At 63.5% G+C, this 24817-nt stretch carries 18 protein-coding genes; 14 read left to right on the top strand and 4 right to left on the bottom strand.

The annotated features are described in order from the left end of the window. Positions 1-26: 26 nt before the first annotated feature. From rpsF to dnaB, 5 genes are all read left to right on the top strand, one after another. Complete coding sequence (gene rpsF, locus AC097A_RS09470; RefSeq protein WP_105260691.1) at positions 27-392, top strand: 30S ribosomal protein S6; 366 nt, start codon at positions 27-29, stop codon at positions 390-392. 22 nt (positions 393-414) lie between these two features. Further along, positions 415-708 carry a primosomal replication protein N gene (gene priB / locus AC097A_RS09475; protein WP_255413701.1) on the top strand — a complete coding sequence of 98 codons (294 nt, stop codon included), beginning with the start codon at positions 415-417 and terminating at the stop codon, positions 706-708. A gap of 16 nt (positions 709-724) precedes the next feature. Then, positions 725-1006 carry a 30S ribosomal protein S18 gene (gene rpsR, locus AC097A_RS09480; RefSeq protein WP_029708819.1) on the top strand — a complete coding sequence of 94 codons (282 nt, stop codon included), beginning with the start codon at positions 725-727 and terminating at the stop codon, positions 1004-1006. A 12-nt stretch (positions 1007-1018) separates the two neighbouring features. Then, positions 1019-1471, top strand: coding sequence for a 50S ribosomal protein L9 (gene rplI / locus AC097A_RS09485; protein ID WP_105260693.1), 453 nt, complete (start codon positions 1019-1021; stop codon positions 1469-1471). A gap of 195 nt (positions 1472-1666) precedes the next feature. Further along, entirely contained in the window at positions 1667-3073 is a 1407-nt protein-coding gene (gene dnaB, locus AC097A_RS09490; RefSeq protein ID WP_105260694.1) for a replicative DNA helicase, read from the top strand. 160 nt (positions 3074-3233) lie between these two features. Here dnaB and AC097A_RS09495 read toward each other — a convergent pair whose 3' ends face one another. The 3 genes from AC097A_RS09495 to AC097A_RS09505 form a co-directional block, all read right to left on the bottom strand. Further along, positions 3234-4922, bottom strand: a complete 1689-nt coding sequence (locus tag AC097A_RS09495) for a PhoH family protein (protein WP_315493289.1) — start codon at positions 4920-4922, stop codon at positions 3234-3236. Between the two features lie 178 nt (positions 4923-5100). Further along, positions 5101-5577, bottom strand: coding sequence for a peroxiredoxin (locus AC097A_RS09500; protein ID WP_105260696.1), 477 nt, complete (start codon positions 5575-5577; stop codon positions 5101-5103). 141 nt (positions 5578-5718) lie between these two features. Continuing rightward, positions 5719-6084: an Mth938-like domain-containing protein gene (locus AC097A_RS09505; RefSeq protein ID WP_479620631.1), complete on the bottom strand. Its 366-nt coding sequence runs from the start codon at positions 6082-6084 to the stop codon at positions 5719-5721. A 120-nt stretch (positions 6085-6204) separates the two neighbouring features. Here AC097A_RS09505 and AC097A_RS09510 point away from each other — a divergent pair, with 120 nt between their 5' ends. The 5 genes from AC097A_RS09510 (at position 6205) to moaD (ending at position 11832) form a co-directional block, all read left to right on the top strand. Further along, a complete protein-coding gene (locus AC097A_RS09510) occupies positions 6205-7431 on the top strand; it encodes a pyridoxal phosphate-dependent aminotransferase (RefSeq protein WP_479620632.1) in 1227 nt (408 codons plus the stop codon). Between the two features lie 71 nt (positions 7432-7502). Then, a complete protein-coding gene (locus tag AC097A_RS09515; protein ID WP_479620633.1) occupies positions 7503-8825 on the top strand; it encodes a homoserine dehydrogenase in 1323 nt (440 codons plus the stop codon). Then, positions 8825-10255 carry a threonine synthase gene (gene thrC / locus AC097A_RS09520; RefSeq protein ID WP_479620634.1) on the top strand — a complete coding sequence of 477 codons (1431 nt, stop codon included), beginning with the start codon at positions 8825-8827 and terminating at the stop codon, positions 10253-10255. Before AC097A_RS09515 ends, thrC begins: the two co-directional genes overlap by 1 nt. 78 nt (positions 10256-10333) lie before the next feature. Next, the gene (locus tag AC097A_RS09525; RefSeq protein WP_479620635.1) at positions 10334-11584 is read left to right on the top strand and encodes a molybdopterin molybdotransferase MoeA; all 1251 of its coding nucleotides are present in this window, start codon (positions 10334-10336) and stop codon (positions 11582-11584) included. Next, the gene (moaD, locus tag AC097A_RS09530; RefSeq protein WP_479620636.1) at positions 11581-11832 is read left to right on the top strand and encodes a molybdopterin converting factor subunit 1; all 252 of its coding nucleotides are present in this window, start codon (positions 11581-11583) and stop codon (positions 11830-11832) included. The genes AC097A_RS09525 and moaD overlap by 4 nt, the downstream gene beginning before the upstream one ends. On the opposite strand, the gene dapA is transcribed toward moaD, so the two are convergent. After that, on the bottom strand, positions 11819-12718 hold the full coding sequence (gene dapA, locus AC097A_RS09535; protein WP_479620637.1) for a 4-hydroxy-tetrahydrodipicolinate synthase: 900 nt from the start codon (positions 12716-12718) through the stop codon (positions 11819-11821). The two genes, moaD and dapA, sit on opposite strands and share 14 nt — an antisense overlap. 277 nt (positions 12719-12995) lie before the next feature. Between dapA and AC097A_RS09540 the strand changes: the two genes are divergently transcribed. From AC097A_RS09540 to clpB, 4 genes are all read left to right on the top strand, one after another. Then, entirely contained in the window at positions 12996-13481 is a 486-nt protein-coding gene (locus AC097A_RS09540; RefSeq protein ID WP_315479454.1) for a molybdenum cofactor biosynthesis protein MoaE, read from the top strand. 183 nt (positions 13482-13664) lie between these two features. Continuing rightward, on the top strand, positions 13665-16070 hold the full coding sequence (locus AC097A_RS09545; RefSeq protein WP_479620638.1) for a putative bifunctional diguanylate cyclase/phosphodiesterase: 2406 nt from the start codon (positions 13665-13667) through the stop codon (positions 16068-16070). 32 nt (positions 16071-16102) lie between these two features. Beyond that, a complete protein-coding gene (locus AC097A_RS09550; protein ID WP_479620639.1) occupies positions 16103-22027 on the top strand; it encodes an alkaline phosphatase D family protein in 5925 nt (1974 codons plus the stop codon). Between the two features lie 140 nt (positions 22028-22167). Next, positions 22168-24768, top strand: a complete 2601-nt coding sequence (gene clpB, locus AC097A_RS09555; RefSeq protein WP_479620640.1) for an ATP-dependent chaperone ClpB — start codon at positions 22168-22170, stop codon at positions 24766-24768. Positions 24769-24817 lie beyond the last annotated feature (49 nt).

The raw sequence follows: 24817 nt of genomic DNA on the forward strand, positions 1-24817 counted from the left end.
TGCTGGGAAATCCTCAAGGAGTATCAATGCGTCATTACGAAATCATCCTCATGATCCACCCGGATCAGAGCGAACAAGTTCCTGCCATGCTGGAACGTTACAAGGGCATGATCACCGCTGGCGGTGGCAAGGTGCACCGTGTTGAAGATTGGGGCCGTCGTCAGATGGTGTACATGATCAACAAGCTGGCCAAGGCCCACTACCTGTGCGTCAACATCGAAGCCGACCAGGCTGTGATGTCTGAACTGGAACACGCGTTCAAGTTCAACGACGCCGTGTTGCGCCACCTCACCGTGTTGAAGAAAAAAGCCGACACCGGTCCTTCTTCCATGATGAAGACCGTGGAACGTGAAGACGCACGCAAGGCCCAACAGGCCGAGTACCAGGCGTAAACACGTATTTGCCTGAAAAGGAGTGCAAGCCAACTCATTGGTTTTAAGCGCCTGTATCGCAGAGGTTGAATCCATGCGTTACACGCCAGCCGGCCTACCCGCTCTGAACCTGCGACTCGAACACGAGTCCCGCGTATCGGAAGCAGAAGGCCAGCGAACCGTGAAGGTGGTGGTGAAAGCGGTGGCTTTCGGCACATTGGCAGAGCGGCTTGCAAAGCAGGCCATCGGCAGTGTCTGGAAGTTCAACGGTTTTCTTGCCAATGCACGCCAAGGCAAATCACTCGTGTTTCACATTCAAGATTTTTTGCAAGACTAATTTTTAGGAGTCCATCATGCCCGGACCAAAACGTTTCAACAAAGACAAGCGCCCCAAGCGCAACACGCAATCCCTGCTGTTCAAGCGCAAGCGCTTTTGCCGCTTCACCGTGACCGGTGTGGAAGAGATTGACTACAAAGACATCGACACGCTGCGTGACTTCATTGCTGAAAACGGCAAGATCATTCCCGCACGCCTGACCGGCACCCGCGCTATTTTCCAGCGCCAACTGAACACCGCTATCAAGCGCGCTCGCTTCCTGGCGATGTTGCCTTACAGCGACCAGCACAAGATCTAAGGAGCTCCGACCATGCAAATTATTCTGCTCGACAAGGTCGTGAACCTCGGCAACCTGGGCGAAATCGTCAAGGTCAAAGATGGCTACGCACGCAACTTCCTGATCCCATCCGGCCGTGCACGCCGTGCTACCGAATCTGCCAAGGCAGAGTTCGAAGCCAAGCGCGCTGAACTGGAAAAGGCTGCCGCCGCCAAGCTGGCCGAGTGCCAAGCTTTGGGCGAAAAGCTCGGTGGTACCACCATCAAGCTGACCCAAAAGGCTGGCGTGGATGGCCGTTTGTTTGGTTCCGTGACCAACTACGACATCGCCGAAGAACTCGTGAAAGCCGGCTACAAGGTTGCCAAGTCCCAAGTGCGTATGCCCAACGGTCCTATCAAGATCGTTAGCGACAGCACCGTGAGCGTGGCTCTGCACACCGACGTGGTGGTGGACATCACTGTGTCTGTGTACGGCGAAACCGCTTAACAGCACCCTGAAGACTGGCCCGGCAACGGGACAGTTCTCACCAAAAGCCGCCGGGGCTGGTCCCTTGCGGCTTTTGTGTTTTTGGGCTGGACTTATCCCAGCCTTTGCACAGTTTGCCCACAACTTGCCCCCAGCTTTTGCTCTCGACGTGCCCCAACGGGCCGCTTAGGATGCAAGGTTCCAAGGAAATTGACCATGTCTGCCGTTTTGTCTGCCAGCGATGCCTTCGAGCCCGACCGCCAAATTGCCCAACTGCGCGTACCGCCCCATTCCATCGAGGGGGAGTCCAGTGTGCTGGGGGGGTTGTTGCTCGACAACGAAGCCTGGGACCGCGTGGGCGACGTGGTGGTGGACACCGACTTTTACCGCTACGAACACCGCCTGATTTACGCTTCGATTGGTACGCTGATCAACGGCAACAAACCGGCCGATGTGATCACGGTGTTTGAGCACCTGCAGAGCCAGGGCAAGGCCGAAGAGATTGGCGGGTTGACCTACCTGAACTCGCTGGCCCAGTACGTGCCCAGCGCCAGCAATATCCGCCGTTATGCTGAGATCGTGCGGGACCGCTCCATCCTGCGCAAGCTGGTCAGCGCCAGCGACGAGATTGCCACCAACGCCTTCAACCCCAAGGGGCGGCCGGTGTCCGAGATCGTAGACGAGTCTGAGCAGAAGATCTTCAACATCGGTGAAGCCGGCAAACGCAACAAACAGGGCTTCCAGGGCATGGACACGCTGGTGGTCAACCTGCTGGACCGTGTGCAGGAGATGGCGGACAACCCCAACGATGTGACCGGGGTGCCCACCGGTTTTATCGACTTTGACCGCATGACCGCCGGCCTGCAGGCGGGGGACTTGATTGTGCTGGCTGCCCGTCCTTCCATGGGCAAGACAGCGCTGGCGATCAACATCGCAGAACATGTGGCCCTCAACGAAGGCCTGCCGGTTGCCATTTTTTCGATGGAAATGGGCGCCGCCCAGTTGGCGGTGCGTATTGTGGGCTCCATCGGCCGTATCGACCAGGGCCACTTGCGCACCGGCAAACTCACCGACGACGAGTGGCCGCGCCTGTCCGAGGCGATTGAGAAGCTGCGCACCATCTCGCTGCACATCGACGAAAGTGCAGGCCTGAATTCCAGCGAGGTGCGGGCCAACGCGCGCCGCCTGGCACGCCAGTGCGGCCAGTTGGGCCTGATCGTCGTGGACTATTTGCAGCTTATGAGCGGCAGTAGCAGCGACGGTGAAAACCGCGCCACCGAGCTGGGCGAAATCTCTCGGGGCCTGAAGATGCTGGCGCGGGAACTGAAGTGCCCGGTGATTGCGCTCTCGCAGCTCAACCGAAGCGTGGAGCAGCGCCCCGACAAGCGCCCCATGATGAGTGACTTGCGTGAATCCGGCGCTATTGAGCAGGATGCGGACATCATCATGTTCATCTACCGCGACGAGTACTACACCAAGGACCAGTGCAAGGAGCCCGGTGTGGCCGAGGTCATCATTGCCAAGCAGCGTAACGGCCCCACGGGCACGGTCAAACTGGCCTTCATGAACCGCTTCACCAAGTTTGAAAATCTGGCTCATGGAGGCGGTGGCGACGACTACTGAACACGTTTTGCGGCCATAAGAAAAGGGCTGGATGCCAAATTGGCCTCTAGCCCTTGTCATTGTTGCGCGAGCAGCTATTGAATCAATAGCAAGTAGTTTGCGTCACTTCAGTCAGTTGAGGTCAGAGCACGTCGCTTTGCGAGTGGTCTGCCCCTCAAACTCACAGTACTTCACTCGCAAAGTCCGCCAGACGCGAGCGTTCACCGCGTGCCAGTGTGATGTGGCCACCGTGTGGCCAGCCCTTGAACTTGTCTACCGCAAAGGTCAGGCCCGAAGAGCCTTCCGTCAGGTAGGGCGTGTCGATCTGCGCCAGGTTACCCATGCAGATGATCTTGGTGCCGGGGCCGGCACGGGTGATCAGCGTCTTCATCTGTTTGGGCGTCAGGTTCTGCGCCTCGTCGATGATCACGTATTTGTTGAGGAAGGTGCGCCCGCGCATGAAGTTCATGCTCTTGATCTTGATGCGGCTGCGGATCAGCTCGTTGGTGGCCGCGCGGCCCCATTCCCCTGCGCTGGTGTCGGTCTTGCCCAGCACTTCCAGGTTGTCGTCCAGCGCGCCCATCCAGGGGCCCATCTTTTCTTCTTCGGTACCGGGCAGAAAACCGATGTCTTCGCCCACGCTTACGGTGGCGCGGGTGACGATGATTTCGGTGTAGCGGCGGTCGTCCAGCACCTGGGTCAGGCCGGCGGCCAGGGCCATCAGCGTCTTGCCGGTGCCGGCGGTGCCGGTCAGCGTGACAAAGTCGACTTCGGGGTCGGTCAGCAGGTTCATGGCGAAGTTCTGTTCGCGGTTGCGGGTCGTCACACCCCACACTGCATTCTTCAGGTGGTTGAAGTCTTTCAGTGTCTTGAGTACGGCCGTGGTGCCGCGGATTTCGGTCACACGTGCATACAGGCTGGGTTCGCCGGGCGACTCGAAGTAGACAAACTGGTTGATCATCATGCTGGGCACGGCAGGGCCGTCCACCTTGTAGAAGGTGTGCGGGCCCTGTTGCCAGCTTTCCACCGCCTGGCCGTGTGTGGCCCAGAAGTCGGAGGGCAGGGCGAGCGCACCGGAGTACAGCAGGTCGCCGTCTTCCAGTGTTTTGTCGTTCTGGTAGTCGTCGGTGGCCAGGCCCAGCGCGCGCGCCTTCACGCGCATGTTGATGTCTTTGGACACCAGCACCACTTCGCGCGGTGCATAGTGCTGGCGCAGGGCCTCGACGACACCCAGAATCTGGTTGTCCGCCTTGCCCTGGGGCAGGCTGGTGGGCAGGGTGTAGTTCAGCGGCTGGGTCTGGAACATCAGCTTGCCGCGGGCATCCTTGTGGCCGGTGCTGTCGAGCTGGAAGCCGGCGGTGATGTCGGCACCGGGTGTGCCGGCCAGGGCATCCAGCGTGCGGCTGGTCTGGCGGGCATTGCGCGCCACTTCGGTCATGCCCTTTTTATGGCCGTCCAGCTCTTCCAGCACGATCATGGGCAGGTAGATGTCGTGTTCTTCAAAGCGGAACAGGCACATCGGATCGTGCATCAGCACATTGGTGTCCAGCACAAACAGCTTGGTAGGGCCGGTGCCTGCGGTGCGTTTGGCGCGGCGAACCGGAGATACCGCTGCTTTGGGCGCCAGCGTGGTGGCCACAGGTGCGGGCACGTTGACCGGGGTGTGGGTCAGGGCGGCAGTTTGCGGTTTTTTTGCGGCCTCGGGTGCGGCCTGTTTGCTGCGAACAGCAGGGACGACGGGGACAGCAGGGGCCAGGGCTTGGGTGTGCGGTGTTTTGCGCAGAGGGCGCTGGGAGGCTCGTGCGGGTGCGTCAAACTCTTTGGCGGTCAGGCGATCGGCGCGCTTGGACGGGGCAGTGGGCAATGGCATGGAGTGGGCTCGCAGAGGATGAAAAATAGAAAACACTAGCCGGAAAAACGAAAAAGCCGCCTTGAGCCAAGGCGGCTTTTTGTGAGAGCGCGGTTGCGACGTTCAACGGCATGAAACCATTATGCATGAGCGCCATGGCCCTGTTGTTTTGGTGGTGCACCAAAACAACAGTGAAGGGTCAGCCGGCTTTTTTGAGCGCTTTGACAGCCTTGAGCACGTCGTCCACATGGCCGGGGACCTTGAGGCCACGCCACTCTTCTTTCAGCATGCCATCGGCGCCTACCAGGAAGGTGCTGCGCTCGATGCCCTTGACCTTCTTGCCGTACATGATCTTGTTTTTGACCACACCAAACATGTGGCACATTTTTTCTTCGGTGTCGGCAATCAGCTCAAACGGGAGTTCCAGCTTGGTCTTGAACTCGTCGTGAGACTTCATGTTGTCGCGGGAAACACCGAACACTTCGGCGCCTGCCTTGACGAAATCTTTGTACTTGTCGCGGAATTGCATGGCTTCCGTGGTGCAGCCGGGGGTGTTGTCCTTGGGGTAGAAGTACAAAACCATGGTTTTGCCGACATGGGTGGTGTTGGTCACCCTGATGCCGCCGGTAGCGTTGGCTTCAAATTCGGGGAGGGGTTTGTTGACAACGATCGCCATAGGGTATTTCAGTCTCGCGTGCTTGATGTGTCAGTCGTAGTGCGGGGCGTCAAACGTGACAGCAATTTGTCGCCCCAGACCGCAACCCGCAATTTTACTCTGAAATGACTACCACCCCGCCACGAATTCCTAGTGGATTCCCTAGACCAGCAAAGCGGCGACCACCTTGCGGCCTTCGCCGGCCAGAAAGTTGTAGGTGCGGCAGGCCGCCTGGGTGTCCATGGTTTCCACACCAATGCGCCGGGCATACAGGGCGGCAAGCCACTGTGGCGGCGGAAACTGGATGCGTAGGCCACTGCCAAACAACACCAATTCGGGTTCCAGCGCCGCCAACTCGTCAAAGTGTGCACTCTGCAAGTCGGCAAAGCTGGCGCCCCCCCAGGGGCGGCACAGGCCCTGGCTGCTGACCAGAATGCTGGCGTGGTGTTGCTCGCCATTCACGCCGATCCAGCCCGGCCCGTAACCGGTGATGGACGGGCCTTGGGCAGCATCGGGGATAAATTTCATGGTGGGCGGCGGCGTGTGTAGAGGGAGTGCTGGATGTAGCGGTGGTGACGCAGGCTTGGCGTCGTCGTTCTGTGGTCAAATTATAGGTTTCACCCTGTGCTGACACCTCCCGGAGGGACTTTGAAAACCATTCAGAAATCTGCCAAGCTGGCCAATGTGCTTTATGACATCCGCGGTCCCATCATGGACGCGGCGCGTCAGATGGAGGACGAAGGCCAAAAAATCATCAAGCTCAATCTGGGCAATTTGGCGGTGTTTGGTTTTGACGCGCCCGAGGAAATTCAGCAGGACATGATCCGCAATCTGCCCAATTCGGCGGGTTATTCGGACAGCAAGGGCATCTTCGCCGCGCGCAAGGCGGTGATGCACGAAACCCAGAAGCAGGGCATTGCCGGCGTCACACTCGATGACATCTACCTGGGCAATGGCGCCAGTGAACTCATCACCATGGCCACCAACGCGCTGCTGGACGACGGCGATGAGTTGCTGTTGCCCATGCCCGATTACCCGTTGTGGACGGCTGCTACCAGCCTGTCCGGTGGCACGCCAGTGCACTACCTGTGTGATGAGTCCAATGGCTGGATGCCCAACCTAGACGACATCCGCGCCAAGATTACGCCGCGCACCAAGGGCATTGTGGTGATCAACCCCAACAACCCCACGGGCGTGTTGTATTCCAACGAACTGCTGCAAGGCATCATCGAAGTCGCGCGTGAACACGGTCTGGTGATCCTGGCCGACGAGGTGTACGACAAGGTGCTGTACGACGGCATCCACCACACGGCCATTGCCAGCATGTCCACTGACATATTGACGCTGACCTTCAACTCGCTGTCCAAGAGCTACCGCTCCTGCGGTTACCGCGCCGGCTGGCTGGTGGTGTCGGGTGACAAAAAGAATGCCACGGACTACATCGAGGGCTTGAACATGCTCTCGAACATGAAACTGTGCTCCAACGTGCCCGGCCAGTGGGCGATCCAGACCGCGCTGGGCGGTTACCAGAGCATCAACGATTTGGTGTGTGAGGGCGGACGCCTGCGCCGCCAGCGCGACCTGGCCTACGAGCTGATCACCGCCATCCCCGGCGTGAGCTGCGTGAAGCCGCAGGCCGCGCTCTACATGTTTCCCAAGCTGGACCCGGCGGTGTACCCGATAACCGATGACCGCCAGTTCTTCCTGGAGCTGCTGCGTGAGACCCGCGTGATGCTGGTGCAGGGCACGGGGTTCAACTGGCAGCAGCCAGACCATTTCCGCATTGTGTTTTTGCCACATGAGGACGACTTGCGTGAGGCCATTGGCCGTATCGCCAAGTTTCTGGAAAGCTACCGCAAGCGCTTTGGTACCTGATTCACTCCGATTTTGATAGCGGCTCGCGCAGTATTCATGCGGGCCAGACGTACTTTTTACCTGAAGAATTTATGAAACCGATACAAGTAGGCATCATGGGCCTGGGCACCGTGGGCAGCGGTGTGTTCAACGTCCTGCAGCGCAACCAGGAAGAAATCAAGGGCCGCGCTGGCCGCGGCATTGAGGTGACCATGGTGTCGCGCCGCAACACCGCGCTGGCCAAAGAAATCGTGGGCGACAGGGCTAAGGTAGTGGCCGATGCACGCGAGATCATCCGCAACCCCGACATCGACATCGTGGTGGAACTGATCGGTGGCTACACGCTGGCCAAGGAGCTGGTGCTGGAAGCCATTGCCGCGGGCAAACATGTGGTCACCGCCAACAAGGCGCTGCTGGCTGTGCACGGCACCGAGATTTTTGCGGCCGCGTCTGCCAAGGGCGTGATGGTGGCGTTTGAAGCGGCCGTGGCCGGTGGCATTCCCATCATCAAGGCGCTGCGCGAAGGCCTGACCGCCAACCGCGTGCAGTGGATCGCCGGCATCATCAACGGCACCACCAACTTCATCCTGTCCGAGATGCGCGACAAGGGCCTAGACTTTGACGTGGTGCTGAAAGAAGCGCAACGCCTGGGCTACGCCGAAGCCGACCCCACCTTCGACATCGAAGGCGTGGACGCCGCGCACAAGTTAACCCTCATGTCGGCCATCGCCTTCGGCATTCCCGTGCAGTTCGACAAGGCCTATGTGGAAGGCATTACCAAGCTGGGCTCAGCCGACATCAAGTACGCCGAACAGCTGGGCTACCGCATCAAGCTGCTGGGCATCACCAAGCGCATGGCCAATGGCATCGAGCTGCGCGTGCACCCCACGCTGATACCGGCCAAGCGCCTGATTGCGAATGTGGAAGGCGCCATGAACGCCGTGGTCGTCAACGGTGATGCCGTGGGCACCACGCTGTACTACGGCAAGGGCGCGGGTTCCGAGCCCACCGGCAGCGCCGTGATTGCCGACCTGGTGGACATCACCCGCCTGCACACTGCCGACGCGGCCCAGCGCGTGCCGCACCTGGCCTTCCAGCCCGGTGCCATGAGCAACACGCCCATCCTGCCCATGGGTGAGGTGGTGACCAGCTACTACCTGCGCCTGCGCGTGGCCGACGAGGCCGGCGTGCTGGCCAAGGTCACCGGTATCCTGGCCGAGGCCAACATCAGCATCGACGCGGTGCTGCAGCGTGAAGCCGACGAGATCAGCGGCGAGGCCGGCACGCAGACCGACGTCATCATCCTCACGCACGACTGTGCCGAGGCCAAGATGGATGCGGCCATCGCCCAGATGCAGGCCCTGCCCACGGTGCTGGCACCTATCACCCGTATCCGCAAAGAGGAGCTGAACTGATGCGTTACCTCTCTACGCGCGGCAACCCTGACCGCAAACGCTTTTGCGAAATCCTGCTCGAAGGCCTGGCGCCCGATGGCGGCCTCTACCTGCCCGAGGCCTACCCGCAGGTGAGCGACGCCACGCTGCAACAGTGGCGCAAGGTCTACCACGAGCAAGGTTACGCCGCCCTGGCGTTCGAGATCCTCTCGCTCTACATCGACGACATTCCGGCCGATGACCTGCGTGCCCTGTGTGCCAAGACCTACACCGCCGAAGTGTTTGGCACCGGCGAGATCGTGCCACTGCGCCACCTTGAAGACGGCGTCTGGATCGAAGCCCTGTCCAACGGCCCCACGCTGGCCTTCAAGGACATGGCCATGCAGCTGCTGGGCAACCTGTTCGAGTACGAGCTGGCCCGCCGCGGTGAAGAACTCAACATCCTGGGCGCTACCAGTGGCGACACCGGCAGCGCGGCCGAGTACGCCATGCGCGGCAAGAAGGGCGTGCGCGTCTTCATGACCAGCCCGCACGGCCGCATGAGCCCCTTCCAGCAGGCGCAGATGTTCAGCCTGCAGGACGCCAACATCCACAACATCGCCATCAACGGCGTGTTCGATGATTGCCAGGACATCGTCAAGGCCGTGTCCAACGACCTGGCCTTCAAGCGCAAGTACAAGATCGGCACCGTCAACTCGATCAACTGGGCACGCTTGTTGGCCCAGGTGGTGTACTACTTTGCGGGTTACATCCAGGCCACAGAGACGAATTCGCAGAAGGTCAGCTTCGCAGTGCCATCCGGCAACTTCGGCAACGTCTGCGCCGGCCATGTGGCGCGCCAGATGGGCCTGCCCGTTGACAAGCTGGTGGTTGCCACCAACGAGAACGATGTGCTGGACGAGTTCTTCCGCACCGGCGTCTACCGCGTGCGCGGCACGGCCGACACGCACGAGACCTCCAGCCCGTCCATGGACATTTCCAAGGCCAGCAACTTCGAGCGTTTTGTGTTCGACCTGCTGGGCCGCGATGGTGCGCGCGTCAAGGCGCTGTTTGGCGAAGGCCTGTCCAAGACCGGCCAGTTCGACCTGAGCGCCGACCCGCTGTTTGCCCAGGCGGCCAGCCGCTACGGCTTTGTCAGCGGCAAGAGCGTGCACGCGGACCGCCTCGCCACCATCCGCGAGACCTTTGAGCGCCACGGCATGGTCATCGACACCCACACGGCGGACGGTCTGAAGGTGGCGCTGGAACGCCGCGAGGCGGGTGTGCCCATGGTGGTGCTGGAAACCGCGCTGCCCATCAAGTTCGCCGCCACCATCGTTGAAGCCCTGGGCCGCGAGCCCGAGCGGCCCGCCAAGTTCGAAGGCATCGAGGCCTTGCCCAAGCGTGTGAAGGTGATGGACGCCGATGTGGCGGCCATCCAGGCCCTGGTTGCCGCCGAGTGCGGCTACTGAGCCAAATAGGAATGAAATAGCTGCCTGGCCCACATGGAATATGCGCCAGCAGCTATATAAACCATAGCAAATCACCGCATGTCCACCGCCCCCCGCAAACCTCTGTTGCCACTGGACGACGCGCTGGCCCAGCTGCTGGCCAGCGTGCAGCCCCTGACCCAGTTTGAGCCCGTGCCTACCGGTGACGCCGATGGCCGCGTGCTGGCGCAGGCCATTGTGTCGGGCCTGCAAGTCCCACCGTGCGACAACAGCGCCATGGACGGCTACGCCCTGCGTGTGGACGATGTGCTGGCTGCTCAAGGCGCCTTGCCGGTGTCGCAGCGCATTGCGGCCGGCAGCGTGGGCACGCCCTTGCAGCCTGGCACCGTGGCTCGCATCTTCACCGGCGCACCGGTGCCCCCCGGGGCAGATGCGGTGGTGATGCAAGAGGAGTGCACGGTAGTGGACGCGCCCGATGCAGAGGCCACACCCCGTGTGCAGATCCACAGCACGCCGCTGCCCGGCCAGAACATCCGCCGCTCGGGTGAGGACGTGGCCCGCGGCGACGTGGTGCTGGCCGCGGGTACCCGCCTGGGCCCCGCCGCGCTGGGCCTGGCCGCCAGCGTGGGCATGGCCCAGCTGAAGGTGGTGCGCAAGCCGCGTGTGGCGCTGTTCTCCACGGGCGACGAGCTGGTGCTGCCTGGCACCGTGCCGCCCGAGCAGATGCCGCCGGGCGCCATTTACAACTCCAACCGCTTTTTCCTGAGTGCCATGCTGCGCCGCCTGGGCTGCGAGGTGACCGACCTGGGCATCGTGCCCGATCAGCTGGACGCCACGGTGCAAGCCCTGCAGCAGGCTGCTGCCAGCCATGACTTGGTGCTCACCAGCGGCGGCGTCTCGGTGGGCGAGGAAGACCATATCAAGCCCGCTGTGCAGTCCCTGGGGCAGCTGGACCTGTGGCAAATTGCCATCAAACCCGGCAAGCCGTTTGCGCACGGTCGCATCGGTGCGGCGCACTTCATCGGCCTGCCAGGTAACCCGGTGTCCAGCTTTGTGACCTTTGCGCTGCTGGTGCGGCCGTTTCTGCTGCGGCTGCAGGGGGCGCAAGATGTTGCTATGAAAAGCATAGCTGCTCGCGCAGACTTTGACTGGCCTAGAGCCGAAAAACGCCGCGAATTCCTGCGCGTGCGCCGCAACGACCAGGGCGGTCTGGAGCTGTTTACCAACCAGAGTTCGGGCGTGCTGACCTCGGCCGTCTGGGGCGATGGCCTGATCGACACGCCACCGGGCGAGGCCATCCAGTACGGCGCCACGGTGCGCTACATCCCGTTCAGCGAGCTGCTGGCATGAAAGTCACTGTGCGTTACTTTGCCTCGGTGCGCGAGGCCATGGGTACTGGCGCCGAGCAGCTGGACACGCAAGCCTCCACGCTGGCCGCGCTGCGCGCCGAGCTGGTGGCGCGCGGCGGTGCCGGGGCCGACGCCCTGGCACCAGGCCGCGCGGTGCGCATGGCGCTAGACCAGGTTATGAGCCCCGAGTTCGCGCCGCTCACGCCTGGTTGCGAAGTCGCCTTTTTCCCGCCTGTTACCGGGGGCTAGTCTCTAGCTTAGTGCTCAGCGCCACCAGCCGCGCGGTGAGGGCGGTGGAGGCTGCCGTCATGGGCGCGCGCAGCTCGGCCTGCATCAGGCCCTGCTGGGCTAGCAGCGCTTTGACCGGCCCCGGGTTGGGTTCTGCAAACAGCGCCTCGATCAACGGCTGCAGCGGCCGCCATAGCGTCTGCGCTGCCGCTATTTCCCCCCGGACTACCTGCTGCATCAGCGCCACCAAGCGCGCCGTGTGCACATGGCCACTGGCTGCAATGGCACCCGTGCCGCCCAGTGCCAGCGTGGTGAAGATGTTGGCATCGTCTCCCGCCAGCACCTGCAGCTGCCCATCGGCAATCAGGGTCTGGGTCTTGGCCGGGTCGCCGCCACAGTCCTTGATGGCCGTGATGTTGGGGTGTTGGGCCAGCGTGCGCAGCGTGGCCAGCGCCAGCGGAACCCCGGTGCGTGCCGGAATGTCGTAAATCACCACAGGCTGGGCGCTCGCGTCGGCAATCGCCGTGAACCACTGCAGCAGCCCGGCTTGCGAGGGGCGAATGTAGTGGGGTGCCGGTAACAGCAGACCGGCCAGCTTCTGGGCATTCAAGGTGCGCACCCATGCCAGCGTGTCGCCCAGGTGGTAGCCCGACAGCCCCATCACCAGCGGCAGACCCGGGGCGGCCTGTGCCACGGTGTCCAGCACGGCCAGTTGCTCGTCTGCACTCAAGGCAGCGGCCTCGCCCGTGGAGCCGCAGACCACGATGCCCGCAATGCCTTGCGGCACCAGGTGCTGCACGAGTTTGCGCAGGGCGGTGTGGTCTACGGCGTCGTGGTGAAACGGGGTGACCAGTGGAATCCAGAGGCCGGAAAAAGTGTCAGAAGTATGGGTAGCAGTAGCGTGCACGCGAACATCCTTTGCAGAAACAAGACCGATGGAAAAAACCATCGTCAGCTGCGCGGCGGGTTGCGTAAACGGGGGAGGGGTGTTGTTCGCAGTTCCATCGCTCATCTGAGGACGGAACCGCAGCTCCGGTCAAATGAGCTTGGGTTTTTTGGATTTGCTGGCAGCCACCACACGTGCGCCGACCAGGGCCAGCGTGGCCATGGTGAGGAGTGCGGTAAATGCGAACATGGGCACCATGCTAGCACGGTGCCACAATTCGGCCATGCCCTCTGACGCCATTTCTTCCCCCCGTGTCCGCATTCAGCCACAGCCATTTGATGTGGCGCAGGAGATTGCCGCCCTGCAGGCGGGCGACCCGCGCGTGGGGGCGGTGTGCAGCTTTGTGGGCACGGTGCGTGACCGTAATAGTCCCGGCGCCGCGGGCTCGGTGCAAACCATGGAGCTGGAGCACTACCCCGGCATGACCGAGAAGTCCATCGAGGCCATGGTGGACGCGGCCTTTGCGCGTTTTGACATTCTGGGCGCCCGTGTGGTGCACCGTGTGGGGGTGCTGCGGCCCACCGATGGGGTGGTGCTGGTAGTGGTGACTTCGGCCCACCGTGGCCAGAGCTTTCAGGCCTGCGAGTTTTTGATGGACTACCTCAAGACCCAGGCGCCGTTTTGGAAGAAGGAGCAGACCGCGGAGGGGGCGCATTGGGTGGACGCGCGCGTGAGTGATGACGCTGCCCTGGCCCGCTGGGGCATAGAGGCGCGCAACGCCTGAGCCCCCTGCGTTAAAAAGCGTAGCACGCAGGCCCTGAAAACAGGCGTTTTGGGCCTGATCCCTCTACAATCATTTGCGGGTTGATGCTGTGGGAAGTTGCCCAGCTCAGTCTTCGCCTTACCTCAATACACAAGGGTAGAAATGGATTTCCGGCGACTCGCACTGCGGCTAGGAGGGGGAGTGGTGGTCACGCTGTGGAGTGCCTGGGCGTTGGCTGCGCCCCTGCCGGTGGACTACCACTGCGGTCTGCAGTCGGTCCAACAGACCATCGCCCAGCCCGCAAGCGCTTGGATCGCGGCACCCGAGGGGAAAGCACCCGTGGACCCCGAGGGCGGTGCCTGCTGGGTCCGGATTGCCAGCCTGCCAGCCGGCCAGGCGCTGGAAACCCGGCCCTGGTTGTCCTTTGCCGACCTGAATGTGCAGCGTGTCAACATTGCGCTGTTCGATGCGCAGGGCAAGCCGTTGGGGCAGGCGCTGCGCCTGGGCCAAAGCAGCGGGGCCCTGGTCACTGGCCTGCGGGCCATTTTCACCCCCGACGCGGCGGCTGTATTTCCGCTCTATGCCCGCTTTGAACCCGCCCTGGGCGCATTGGCCTACCCAGGCTTGGCGCGCACCCTGTTGGTAGAAGCAGTGGTGCCCGAGGAGAGCCTGCGCGACGAGCACGGCACAGACCTGCTCAACCACAGCGGTGCGGTCTTCCTGTTCACCACGGCGCTGGTTGCGCTGTTTTTCAGCATCACCCTGCGGGAGGCCAATTACGCCATTTATGCGCTCTATGCGGGAGTGCAGTCGCTCACCATCTTCACCAAAAGCGGGCTGCCTTTTGTGCTCGACGCGAGCTCTCCGCTCTGGCTGAATGCCTGGATTTTTAACTACCTGGTGGGCGTACTCTCCGTTTTGTTGAGCGTGCGTTTTGGGCGGTTTGCCAGGCACAGCCCGCGCACCACCAAGGTGGCCTACGGCGTTGCAACGTTGTTTGCCAGCATGATCCCCTTGCACTACCTCTGGCCCAGCCTGGCCAATGTGCTGATTTACGCACTGGTGCCGCTGCACTTTTTGGTGCTGCTCACGGGCAACTGGCGCGGCTGGCGCGGGGGAGAGCGTGGCTGCGGAATTCTGCTGCTGGGGCTCACCCCCATTGCGATTTACTGGTCCGCTTTTTTGCTCTACAACGTGGTGCTGCGCGAGCCCATGCCTTCGGCTGTGGCGCTGGGCTCCACGTTTGATTTTGCGCGTACCTTGTTGCTGCCTGTCGCGTTTTGTTACGGCATTGCCGACCGCACCTTGCGCTTGCAGCGCGAGACCTCGCGCATGGCCCGCTTTGATGCACTCACCGGACTGCTGAACCGTGAGGGCGCGCGCCAGTACGGCCAGTTGCGCATCGACGAAGGGGACGTGCCGGCCGCCCTGATGCTCAATGTGGAGCGCTTCCACGCCATCAACGAAACCCTGGGACCCATCTTGGGCGACCAGATACTCAAGGAAACCGGGCGCCGCTTGCAGGCCGTATGCCAGGTGCATGCCACGGCCTGTGTGGGGCGCATGCATGCGGACCAGTTCTGTCTGGTGTTCCCTAGTGACATCAGTCTGGCAGCCATGCGCGAAGAGGTGGACTACGCATTCAACAGCCCTGCGGAGATCGAGGGCCAGGCGGTGGACATCACGCTCGCCGTGGGCGTGGCCCTGCCGCCACCCGACAAGGCCTCCATGGCCCAGCTGCTGCGCAATGCCGAAATTGCCCTGGACGCGGGCCGTGCGCAGCACCGCAACTGGCTGCAGTACCAGCAGGAAATGGAAACCAGTCAGCGCGCCGACCTGGACCTGCTCTCCGAGCTCAAGCGCGCGGTGGAGCAGGGCGAGTTGCGTATGTACCTGCAGCCCAAGGTGCGCCTGAGCGACGGCACCGTCAGCAGCGCCGAAGCCTTGGTACGCTGGGAGCACCCGCGCCGCGGCATGATTCCACCGGGCGACTTTGTGCCCTTTGCCGAAAAGACCGGCCGCATCACCCTCATCACCCGCTGGGTGCTGGAGCAGGCCATGCGCCTGGCTGCCAGCTACCGTGCCCAGGGCCGCCCGCTGCAGATTTCGGTCAATCTCTCTACCTTCGACCTGGGCGAGGCGGGCTTTGCGGCGCGCACGGCACTGCTGGCGCAGCAGGTAGGCGTAGACCCTGCTGACATCCGGCTTGAAATTACGGAGAGCGGCGCCATGCAGGACCCAGCCTCCGCGCTGGAGGTGATGAACGCCTTGCGCACCAGCGGCTTCAGCCTGTCGATTGACGACTTCGGCACCGGCTACTCCTCGCTCGCGTATTTGCAAAAAATGCCGGTGGCCGAGCTCAAGATCGACCGTGCCTTTGTGCGCAATGTGCGCCATGGCAGCGACGGTGCGGCCCTGCTGGAGTCCACCATCGCCATGGGCCACCGCCTGGGGCTCAGCGTGGTGGCTGAAGGCCCCGAAGATGCCGAGGAATGGGCCTTGCTGTGCGCCATTGGCTGCGACTACGCGCAAGGCTGGTACGCTGCGCGGCCCATGCCGGTGCCGGAGTTCGAGCGCTGGTGTGAGACGCAGCTGCCTTTTTTACGATGAACTAACGATTAAATTTCCAGGGAGGATTCGCTATGCACTGGCTGTCACACGGTGTGGAGCAACTGATCACCAACACACAAGAAGGCTACGCGCCCGAGGTGCTGGTGGTGGGTTCGGGTTACGGCGGCTCGGTGGCCGCCTTGCGCTTTGCCGAGCATGGCCAGAGCGTGGCCGTGCTGGAGCGCGGCGCAGAATACCTGGCCGGTGAGTTCCCTACTGATTTTGGCCAGTTTGGTGGCTTTGTGCGCGCCGAGGTGGGCGGCAATCTGGAACGTGGGCAGGGCCCCGCGGCCATTGGCTACGAAGACGCGCTGTTCGACTTTCGCGTGGGCACCCGTGCCAGTGCGCTGGTGGGCAATGGCCTGGGCGGTGGTAGCCTGATCAATGCGGCCGTGGCCTTGCGCCCCGACCCGCGCGTGTTTCAGCAGGACGCCTGGCCAGCCGCAGTGCGCGAGGCCTCGCTGGATGCCGACTACGCGCTGGCCACACAGGTGCTGGAGATCCAGTCGCCCCAGGCACAGCGTGCCTCACCGGCCTGCGTGCCGCAGCACACCGCCAAGTACCAGCGCATGCAAGAAATTGGCCAGGCGGCAGCCGACCGTTTTGGCAGCACCCGTCTGAAGGTCAGTACCGAAGACGTGCCCCTGGCTATCGAATTCCGGGCCAATGCCCCGCTAGGGCTGGGCCCGCGCGATGCCTGCGTGGGTTGTGGCGACTGCTGCTCGGGCTGTAACCACAATGCCAAGCTCAGCCTGGATAAAACCTACCTGCCACGTGCCGCACAAGCCGGTGCCCAACTGTTCACCGGGGTCAGCGTGCTCTATGTGTCGCACAGCCCCGATATGGCCCACCCCGGCCGTGACTGGGTGGTGCACTGCGTGCGCACCACCGAGCGCGGCACCTGGGAGCAATCTTTCGAGGCGCCCGAAGGCGCGCTCAACGGCGCCTACGAATTTGTGTTGCGCACCGGCCGCGTGGTGCTCAGCGCCGGCACCTTTGGTTCCAGTGAAATCCTGCTGCGCTCGCGCGAGCACGGTCTGCCCGTGGCCCACAGCTGGCTGGGCAAGGGCATCTCTGCCAACGGCGATGACTTGAGCGCGGCCTATGACATGGCAGACACGGCCAACGCGCTGGGGGAGGGCAGTGGCACCGTGCGCGCCGCCACCGACAAGGTGGGGCCCACCATCAGTGCGGTGATCCGCTTTCATGACCAGTTAGACCATACCCAGAGCACCGTCACCGAAGACGGTGGCATTCCCGGCATGCTCGCGCCCATTGTGGGTGAGGCCCTGGCCACGCTGGGCGTGCTGCCCCAGCTGGCGCGCTTTGGCTTGCGCCAGACAGGTGGACAAGACCCGCTGGTGGCCGACCCACGGCGCACGGCCCGCAGCCTGGTCATGCTGGGCATGGGGCACGACAGCTCGGCGGGGCAGGCCCAGCTGGCCAAACGGCAGTCGCGTATTGCCTGGTCCTGGGGCAGTGGCGCGGTGGACCCCGCGCCCGTGCTGCACCGCAGCCGTGCCGCCAGTGTGGAGGGCGTGGGCGCAGAATTTTTGCCTAACCCGGGGAGCGGTGTGCTCCCCGACAAGATTGCCAGCGTGCTCAGCGGCCCCAAGGCCGACACCAGCTGGATCACGGTGCACCCCTTGGGCGGCTGCCGTATGGCCGCCTCGCCCGCACTGGGCGTGGTCAACCACCAGGGCCAGGTCTTCCTGCCCGATGGGAGTGTGCACACCGGCCTGGTGGTGGTGGATGGCTCCGTCATCCCCACCTCATTGGGGGTGAACCCCTTGCTCACCATCACCGCACTGGCCGAGCGCACCTGCCGCCTGCTGTTGCAGGACGAACCGGCCCGCACGTCGCACGCACGCACCTTGCCCCCATACCCGCCCGTCGCCCCCATGGTGAAAGCCGCGCCCGATGCACCCCATGGTGCTGTGTTGGCCGAGGTGTTGCGCGGCCCCTTGCAGCCCGAGCCTGACGTGGTGTTGCCAGCCTGGTGGCCTGCCGGGCCAGTTGCACCTGCTGCTGCGCTGTTTCTAGAGATGGACGTGGCCGACTGGACCCGCCTGTGGCAAGACCCCAGCCACAGCCTGCAGGCGCTGCCAGGCACTGCCACTGCGCGCAGCCTGACTGCCTCGCGCCTGGTCATTGATGCTGCCCAAGGTCCGTCCACCGTGCTGCAGGTCACCGGTGGCACCGTGCAGCTGTTCCGTGCGGCGCCCGAGGGATTTTCCACACGTGTCAGTCGCATGGCCCGGGCGGGCTTGACCTACGGAATTGCGCGCTGGTACCCCGACAGCAAGCGCCCCAAGGAAGAAGGCAAAGAGAAACAAAAGCTGACCGATCTGATCTGGGACGGCGCCAAGCTACTGTGGCACGCCAGCGCTGCACGTACCTTTGACTACCGCCTCACGCTGAGCGACGGCGAGCGCAACTGGTACCTGCAAGGAGAAAAGCTGATCCAGCCAGCCCTGAGCTGGGGCGAGCTGCGGGCTTGGCTGCGCAAAAAATGGCAGCACGGCGGCTGGCCCGCCCCGCAGCGCCGCAGCGTGTGGGACGAGTTGACCCAGCTCGACGTGCAGCTTATGCAGGCCAAGGGAGGGCGTGTGCTGGCCACCGGTCGCCTGACCATGGACGTGCCAGAGATGGTGCGCCGCATTGCGCCGCAAATGAAGCCGGGCCCCGACACAGTCAACGCGCTGGCCGCCTTCATCACCTACCCGCTCACCATCGTGCGCTACGTGGTGAGCAGCCGCATGCTCGATTTCCGCCTGCCCGACTACAAGGCCGACCTGCCCGCCACCGACCCGGCCACGCTGCCCGACCAGGGCGACTTTGAGCTGACGGCCGACCAATACCCGCCCATCTGCCTGGCCGGTGGCGGTAAGGTGCTCCCGCAGGCGCCGGTATGCCTCACCGTGCCCCTGCGTGCCGGCGCGGATGTGTCTGATCCGAAGACCGAGACCATCCGCATCGGCCTGGTGCGTTATGCCCAGCCGCGGGTCGAATCCAGCGTCACCGCACAGGGCCTGCGGCGCTTCAAGTCCATCATCCTGCTTAACGGCTTTGCGCAAAACACCTTGCCCTTTGTGGCCGAAGAGCTGGGCGAACGTGCGCTGGCCGCCATGCTTTACGCCCAGGGCTGGGATGTGTGGCTGCTCGAATACCGCGTCAGCCCTTTCCTGCGCGCCTCAGCCCGGCTCTCCAGCATGGACGACATTGGCGCCTGCGATTTGCCGGCCGCCGTCAATCATGCGCTCGCCGTGTTGCAGGCTGAGCGCAGCGAACCAGAGCTGTTGCCCGGGCAACTCAGTGTGTTCAGCCACTGCGTGGGCTCTGCGTCCACCGCCATGGCCTTGCTGGGCGGCCACCTCATGCACGAAGCGGGTAAGCCCAAAGTGGCGGCGGTGCTGTTCTCGCAGTTCCAGCCCTATGTGATTGGCTCCGTTACCGCGCAAATGCGCCTGCAAGTGGCCTCGCTCATGGTCAATGCGCTGGGCCTGGAGTATGTGAACTTTGCTGCCGGAACGGCCCAGGCCAACGGCTTGCACGCCCTCATGGACCGGGCGTTTGCCAGCTTCCACTACGACGAAGCCGAGCGCTGCCCGCACGAGCACGACCTGCGCGTGCACCAGCCCGACAGCACCTCGTGCAAACGCATGGCCGGTTTCCTGAGCCGCCTGTTCCGCCACGACCAGCTCATTGAAAGCCAACCCGGCCGCCCCGGCACGCACGAGAAGCTGGACCTGTACTTTGGCCGCACCAACCTGGGTGTGTTCTTGCACGGCGCCAAGTGCGTGGAGTACGAGCACCTGGTGGACGCCGATGGCCAGAACATCTATGTGACGGATGAAAACGTGCGCCGCTACCTGGGCATGCCCGTCATGCTGCTGCACGGGGCCGACAACGTGTTGTTCGACCAGGAGTCGCTGCACGAAACCCAGCGCCAGTTCAGCCGCGCCTTTGGCGGGCAGCGCTTGGCCAGCAAGCTGGACCGCTTTTTGGTGGCACCCGAGCATGCGCACTTTGACTGCACCATCGGCAAACGCGCGCCCGAGGTCATCTTCTCGGAGGTGGTGGACTTCTTCAACCAAGCCCAGGCCGCAGACTTGCCCGAGCCCATGACGCAAAACCGCCTGCGCGCGCGCTTGCCGCGCACCGGCCCGCTGACGGGCTGGGTACGCCGCGAGGGCGCAGACACCGTGCTGCGCGTCTGGATGGAGGTGGACAACTCGCAGGCAGACACGGCGGTAGGTGCCATGACGCTGCTCTCGGTGGGGCGCCAGCGCACCGTGCAAGCCTGGCCACTGGTCAGCAGCCCGCTGGAGGGCCTGGTGGGCGTGGCAAAAGACGCCTCACCGGACCAAAGCATTGTGTATGCCGTGGCCGACCTGCAGGTGCCAGCTGACTGGCAAGGCGCTATCACCGTGGCCATGGTGAGCCTGCACCGCATTGCGGCCGATGCACCTGCCGATGGTGCTGCCCACACACTGCATTGGCCCACGGTGTGGGGGGCTCCGGTGACCGTGGAAGACGTGGCGCACAGCGCCGGGCGCAGCCCGGTGCCCGCAGTGCCACCCTCGGCCGAGGCTGCGAATGCCGACTACCGGCAAACCCTGGCGCAGGGTCAGGGCGCCGCAGGCTGGGAGCTGGCCCCCACGGCTATGGCCGTCCCCCATGCGGTGGGCCATGGCGTGCTGCAGCCCCAGCCGCTGGACCTGACACTGGACGATGCCGTGGCCCTGCTGCGGCCACTGGCCGCGCTGGTGCGCGAGCAGCGCGCCGTGGCCTTGCGTGCGCAGCCCGGCACGCTGTCGCGCCAGCGCCGCAGCCTGCGCTGGATGCGCGACTGCGTGCTGCGCCTGCAGGGCCAGCTGCTGACCCCGCAGGCCGGCTTGCGCTTTGTGGCGGCCACCTGCCGCCACCCCGGCATCACCGAGTTTGAAGCGGCCCGCAGTGACCACACCCTGCAGCAGCTGGCCCTGCGCCAGCGGCAGGCGCCGGCCTCGCTGATGTGGATGCTGGGCGACCAGATTTATGCCGATGCGCGGGCCGGTCTGGCCTCGGGCAGCTCGCCGATTGAAGCGCTGCTGCCGCGCTACCGCGAGGCCTTTGGTTCAACCGGCTTCAGGCAGCTGGCGCGCAGCCTGCCGCTCTACATGGCGATGGACGACCATGAGATTGCCGACAACTGGAGCCGTGACGAAGAGCGCCTGGGCACTGAGCGCGCCGTGCTCACGCGCAATGCGCTGAGCGCCTTTGCGGCCTTTCAGCGTGCCCACGGCCCCGCACCCCTGGGACCGCAGGGGCACGACGGAGCGGTTTCACACGCTGCAGCGGCATTTCTCTCGCTCAACACGCGGGTGCACCGCAACCGCGCGCTGGGTACCGCGCGGCGCCTGCTGGAGCCCGGCCAGTGGCCGGTGCTGGAGGCTTGGCTGCTGCAGGAGCAGGCGCGTGGCCACCACGCCAAGTTCATCGCCACGGGCGCGGTGCTGGCACCGGGCCTGGTGCAGGGGCTTGGCCGGCCTTCGCCCCGGTCCACCGACAACTGGCAGTTTGCCGAAGGCGATCGCCAGCGCGTGCTGGACTTCATTGCCGAGCAGCACATCAGCAATGTGGTCTTCCTCTCGGGCGACTACCACTGCGCGGCCAGCGCCACCATCACCTTCAGCCACAGCCCGGTGAAGGCCTACGCGCTGGTCACACCGCCACTGCATGCACCGCTGCGTTTTGCCAACGTGGCCGCCAGCGATGTGCTGGCGCAGGAGACGGTGCCGCTGGCAGGCGGCAGTGCGCACATCGCAGCGCAGGCCTGGAACGGCGATGGCTGGCTGGAATGTGAGCTGGAGCCCTTGGCCAGCGGGGGCCAGCGGCTGCGCGCCAGCTTCAGCATGCGCCGCTTTGATGTGGCCACGCCTGACCAGGTGCAGATCGACTGGACCCTGGGCTGAGGATTGCGGGGCGCGTGGCACGCTGTTTGATGTGGGTCAAACAGCGTGCCAATGTCCGCTGGCGTACGCCCACCGGGCTTGAAATGGGGCACCATGGCCCCAAGCTGGGTAGCATTCCATAAATCGTCACGAGAGCCGCCATGCGCATCGAAAAACTCACCACCAAGTTTCAGGAAGCCCTGGGCGAAGCCCAGACGCTGGCCTTGACCCACGACAACGCCTACATCGAGCCGGTGCACGTGCTCGCTGCCATGATCCGTGTGGACGACGGCCCCAAAGCGCTGATGAACCGCGCCGGTGTCAACGTGGCCGGATTGCTGGCTTCTGCCGAAGCGGCCATCAAACGCTTGCCCCAGGTGCAGGGGCACGAACAGGTGACCGTGGGCCGCGACATGGTGAGCCTGCTGCAGGCGGCTGAAAAAGAATCCATCAAACGGGGTGACCAGTTTGTGGCCGGCGAATTGTTCTTGCTGGCCCTGGCCGACCACAAGGGCGACGCCGGCAACCTGGCCCGCGCCAATGGCCTGACTCGCAAGAGCTTGGAAGCCGCTATTGACGCCGTGCGTGGTGGCCAGGCCGTGGACAGCGCGGATGCCGAAGAGCAGCGCGAGTCGCTGAAGAAATACTGCATCGACCTGACCGAGCGCGCCCGCCTGGGCAAGCTGGACCCAGTGATTGGCCGCGACGACGAAATCCGCCGCGCCATCCAGGTGCTGCAGCGCCGTACCAAAAACAACCCCGTGCTGATCGGCGAACCCGGTGTGGGCAAGACTGCCATCGTGGAAGGCCTGGCCCAGCGCATCGTGGACGGTGCGGTGCCCGATTCGCTCAAAGGCAAGCGCGTGCTGAGTCTGGACATGGCCGCACTCTTGGCCGGTGCCAAGTTCCGCGGCGAGTTTGAAGAACGCCTGAAGAATGTGCTGAAAGACCTGGCCAAGGACGAAGGCCAGACCATCGTCTTCATCGACGAGCTACACACCATGGTGGGCGCCGGCAAGGGCGAGGGTGCCATGGACGCCGGCAACATGCTCAAGCCCGCGCTGGCCCGTGGCGAGCTGCATTGCGTGGGCGCCACCACGCTGGATGAGTACCGCAAGTACATCGAGAAGGACGCCGCGTTGGAGCGCCGCTTCCAGAAAATCATCGTGGGTGAGCCCACGGTGGAAGCCACCATCGCCATCCTGCGCGGCCTGAAGGAGCGCTACGAGACCCACCACGGCGTGCAGATCACCGACCCCGCCATCGTGGCTGCGGCCGAGCTCAGCCACCGCTACATCACCGACCGCTTTTTGCCCGACAAAGCCATCGACCTGATCGACGAGGCCGCCAGCAAGATCAAGATCGAGCTGGATTCCAAGCCCGAGGTCATGGACAAGAAAGACCGCCGCCTGATCCAGCTGCAGATCGAGCGCGAAGCCGTGAAGCGCGAGAAAGACGAAGCCTCGCAAAAGCGCCTGGAACTTATCAACGAAGAGATCACCGCGCTGCAAAAAGAGATTGCCGACCTGGACGAGCTGTGGAAGGCTGAGAAGGCACAGGCCCAGGGGTCGAAAACCATCATGCAAGAGGTCGAGAAGCTGCGCTTCCAGATCAAGGAGCTGACCGACAAGGGCGACTTCAACAAGGCGGGCGAGTTGCAGTACGGCAAGCTGCCCGAGCTGGAAAAGCGCCTGCAAGACGCGCAGGCCCAGGAAGCCGGCAAGACCAAGGACGCCAAGGACGGTGGCCGCACCCAGCTGCTACGCACCATGGTGGGCGCCGACGAGATTGCCGAGGTGGTGAGCCGCGCCACTGGCATCCCGGTCAGCAAAATGCTGCAGGGTGAGCGCGACAAGCTGCTACAGATGGAAGACAAGTTGCACGACCGCGTGGTCGGGCAGGACGAAGCCATTGCGGCAGTTGCCAACGCCATCCGCCGCTCACGATCGGGCCTGAGCGATCCCAACCGCCCCACGGGCTCCTTCCTGTTCCTGGGCCCCACTGGCGTGGGCAAGACCGAGCTGTGCAAGGCACTGGCCGGCTTCATGTTTGACAGTGAAGAGCACCTGGTGCGCATCGACATGAGCGAGTTCATGGAGAAACATTCGGTGGCGCGGCTGATTGGCGCGCCCCCCGGCTACGTGGGCTACGAAGAGGGCGGCTACCTGACCGAAGCCGTGCGCCGCAAGCCCTATAGCGTGCTGCTGCTCGACGAGGTGGAAAAGGCCCACCCGGACGTGTTCAACGTGCTGCTGCAGGTGTTGGACGATGGCCGCTTGACCGATGGCCAGGGCCGTACCGTGGACTTTAAGAACACCGTCATCGTGATGACCAGCAACATTGGCAGCCAGCTGATCCAGAGCATGGTGGGGCAGGACTACGAGGACGTGAAAGAGGCCGTGACCGGCGAGCTGAAGAACCACTTCCGGCCCGAGTTTTTGAACCGGATTGATGAGACGGTTGTGTTCCATTCGTTGGACGCCGCCAACATCGCGTCGATTGCCAAGATCCAGTTGGCCACGTTGATGGGCCGCCTGGCCAAGATGGACCTGACGCTGCAAGTGAGCGATGCGGCGGTGGCCGAACTGGCCAAGGTCGGCTTCGACCCCGTGTTTGGCGCGAGGCCGCTGAAGCGCGCTATCCAACAGCGTATTGAGAATCCGCTGTCCAAGCTGCTGCTGGAAGGCAAGTTCCTGCCCAAGGACACCATCAGTGTGGGTGTGGACCCGATCCGCGCGCCGGGGGAATTCAGCTTTAGCTGACAGTGTTTACCTGCGGGTTAGTGGTCTTTTAGGCCTCTAACCCTTTTGG

Source organism: Rhodoferax sp. XS2R6 (assembly GCF_056521365.1).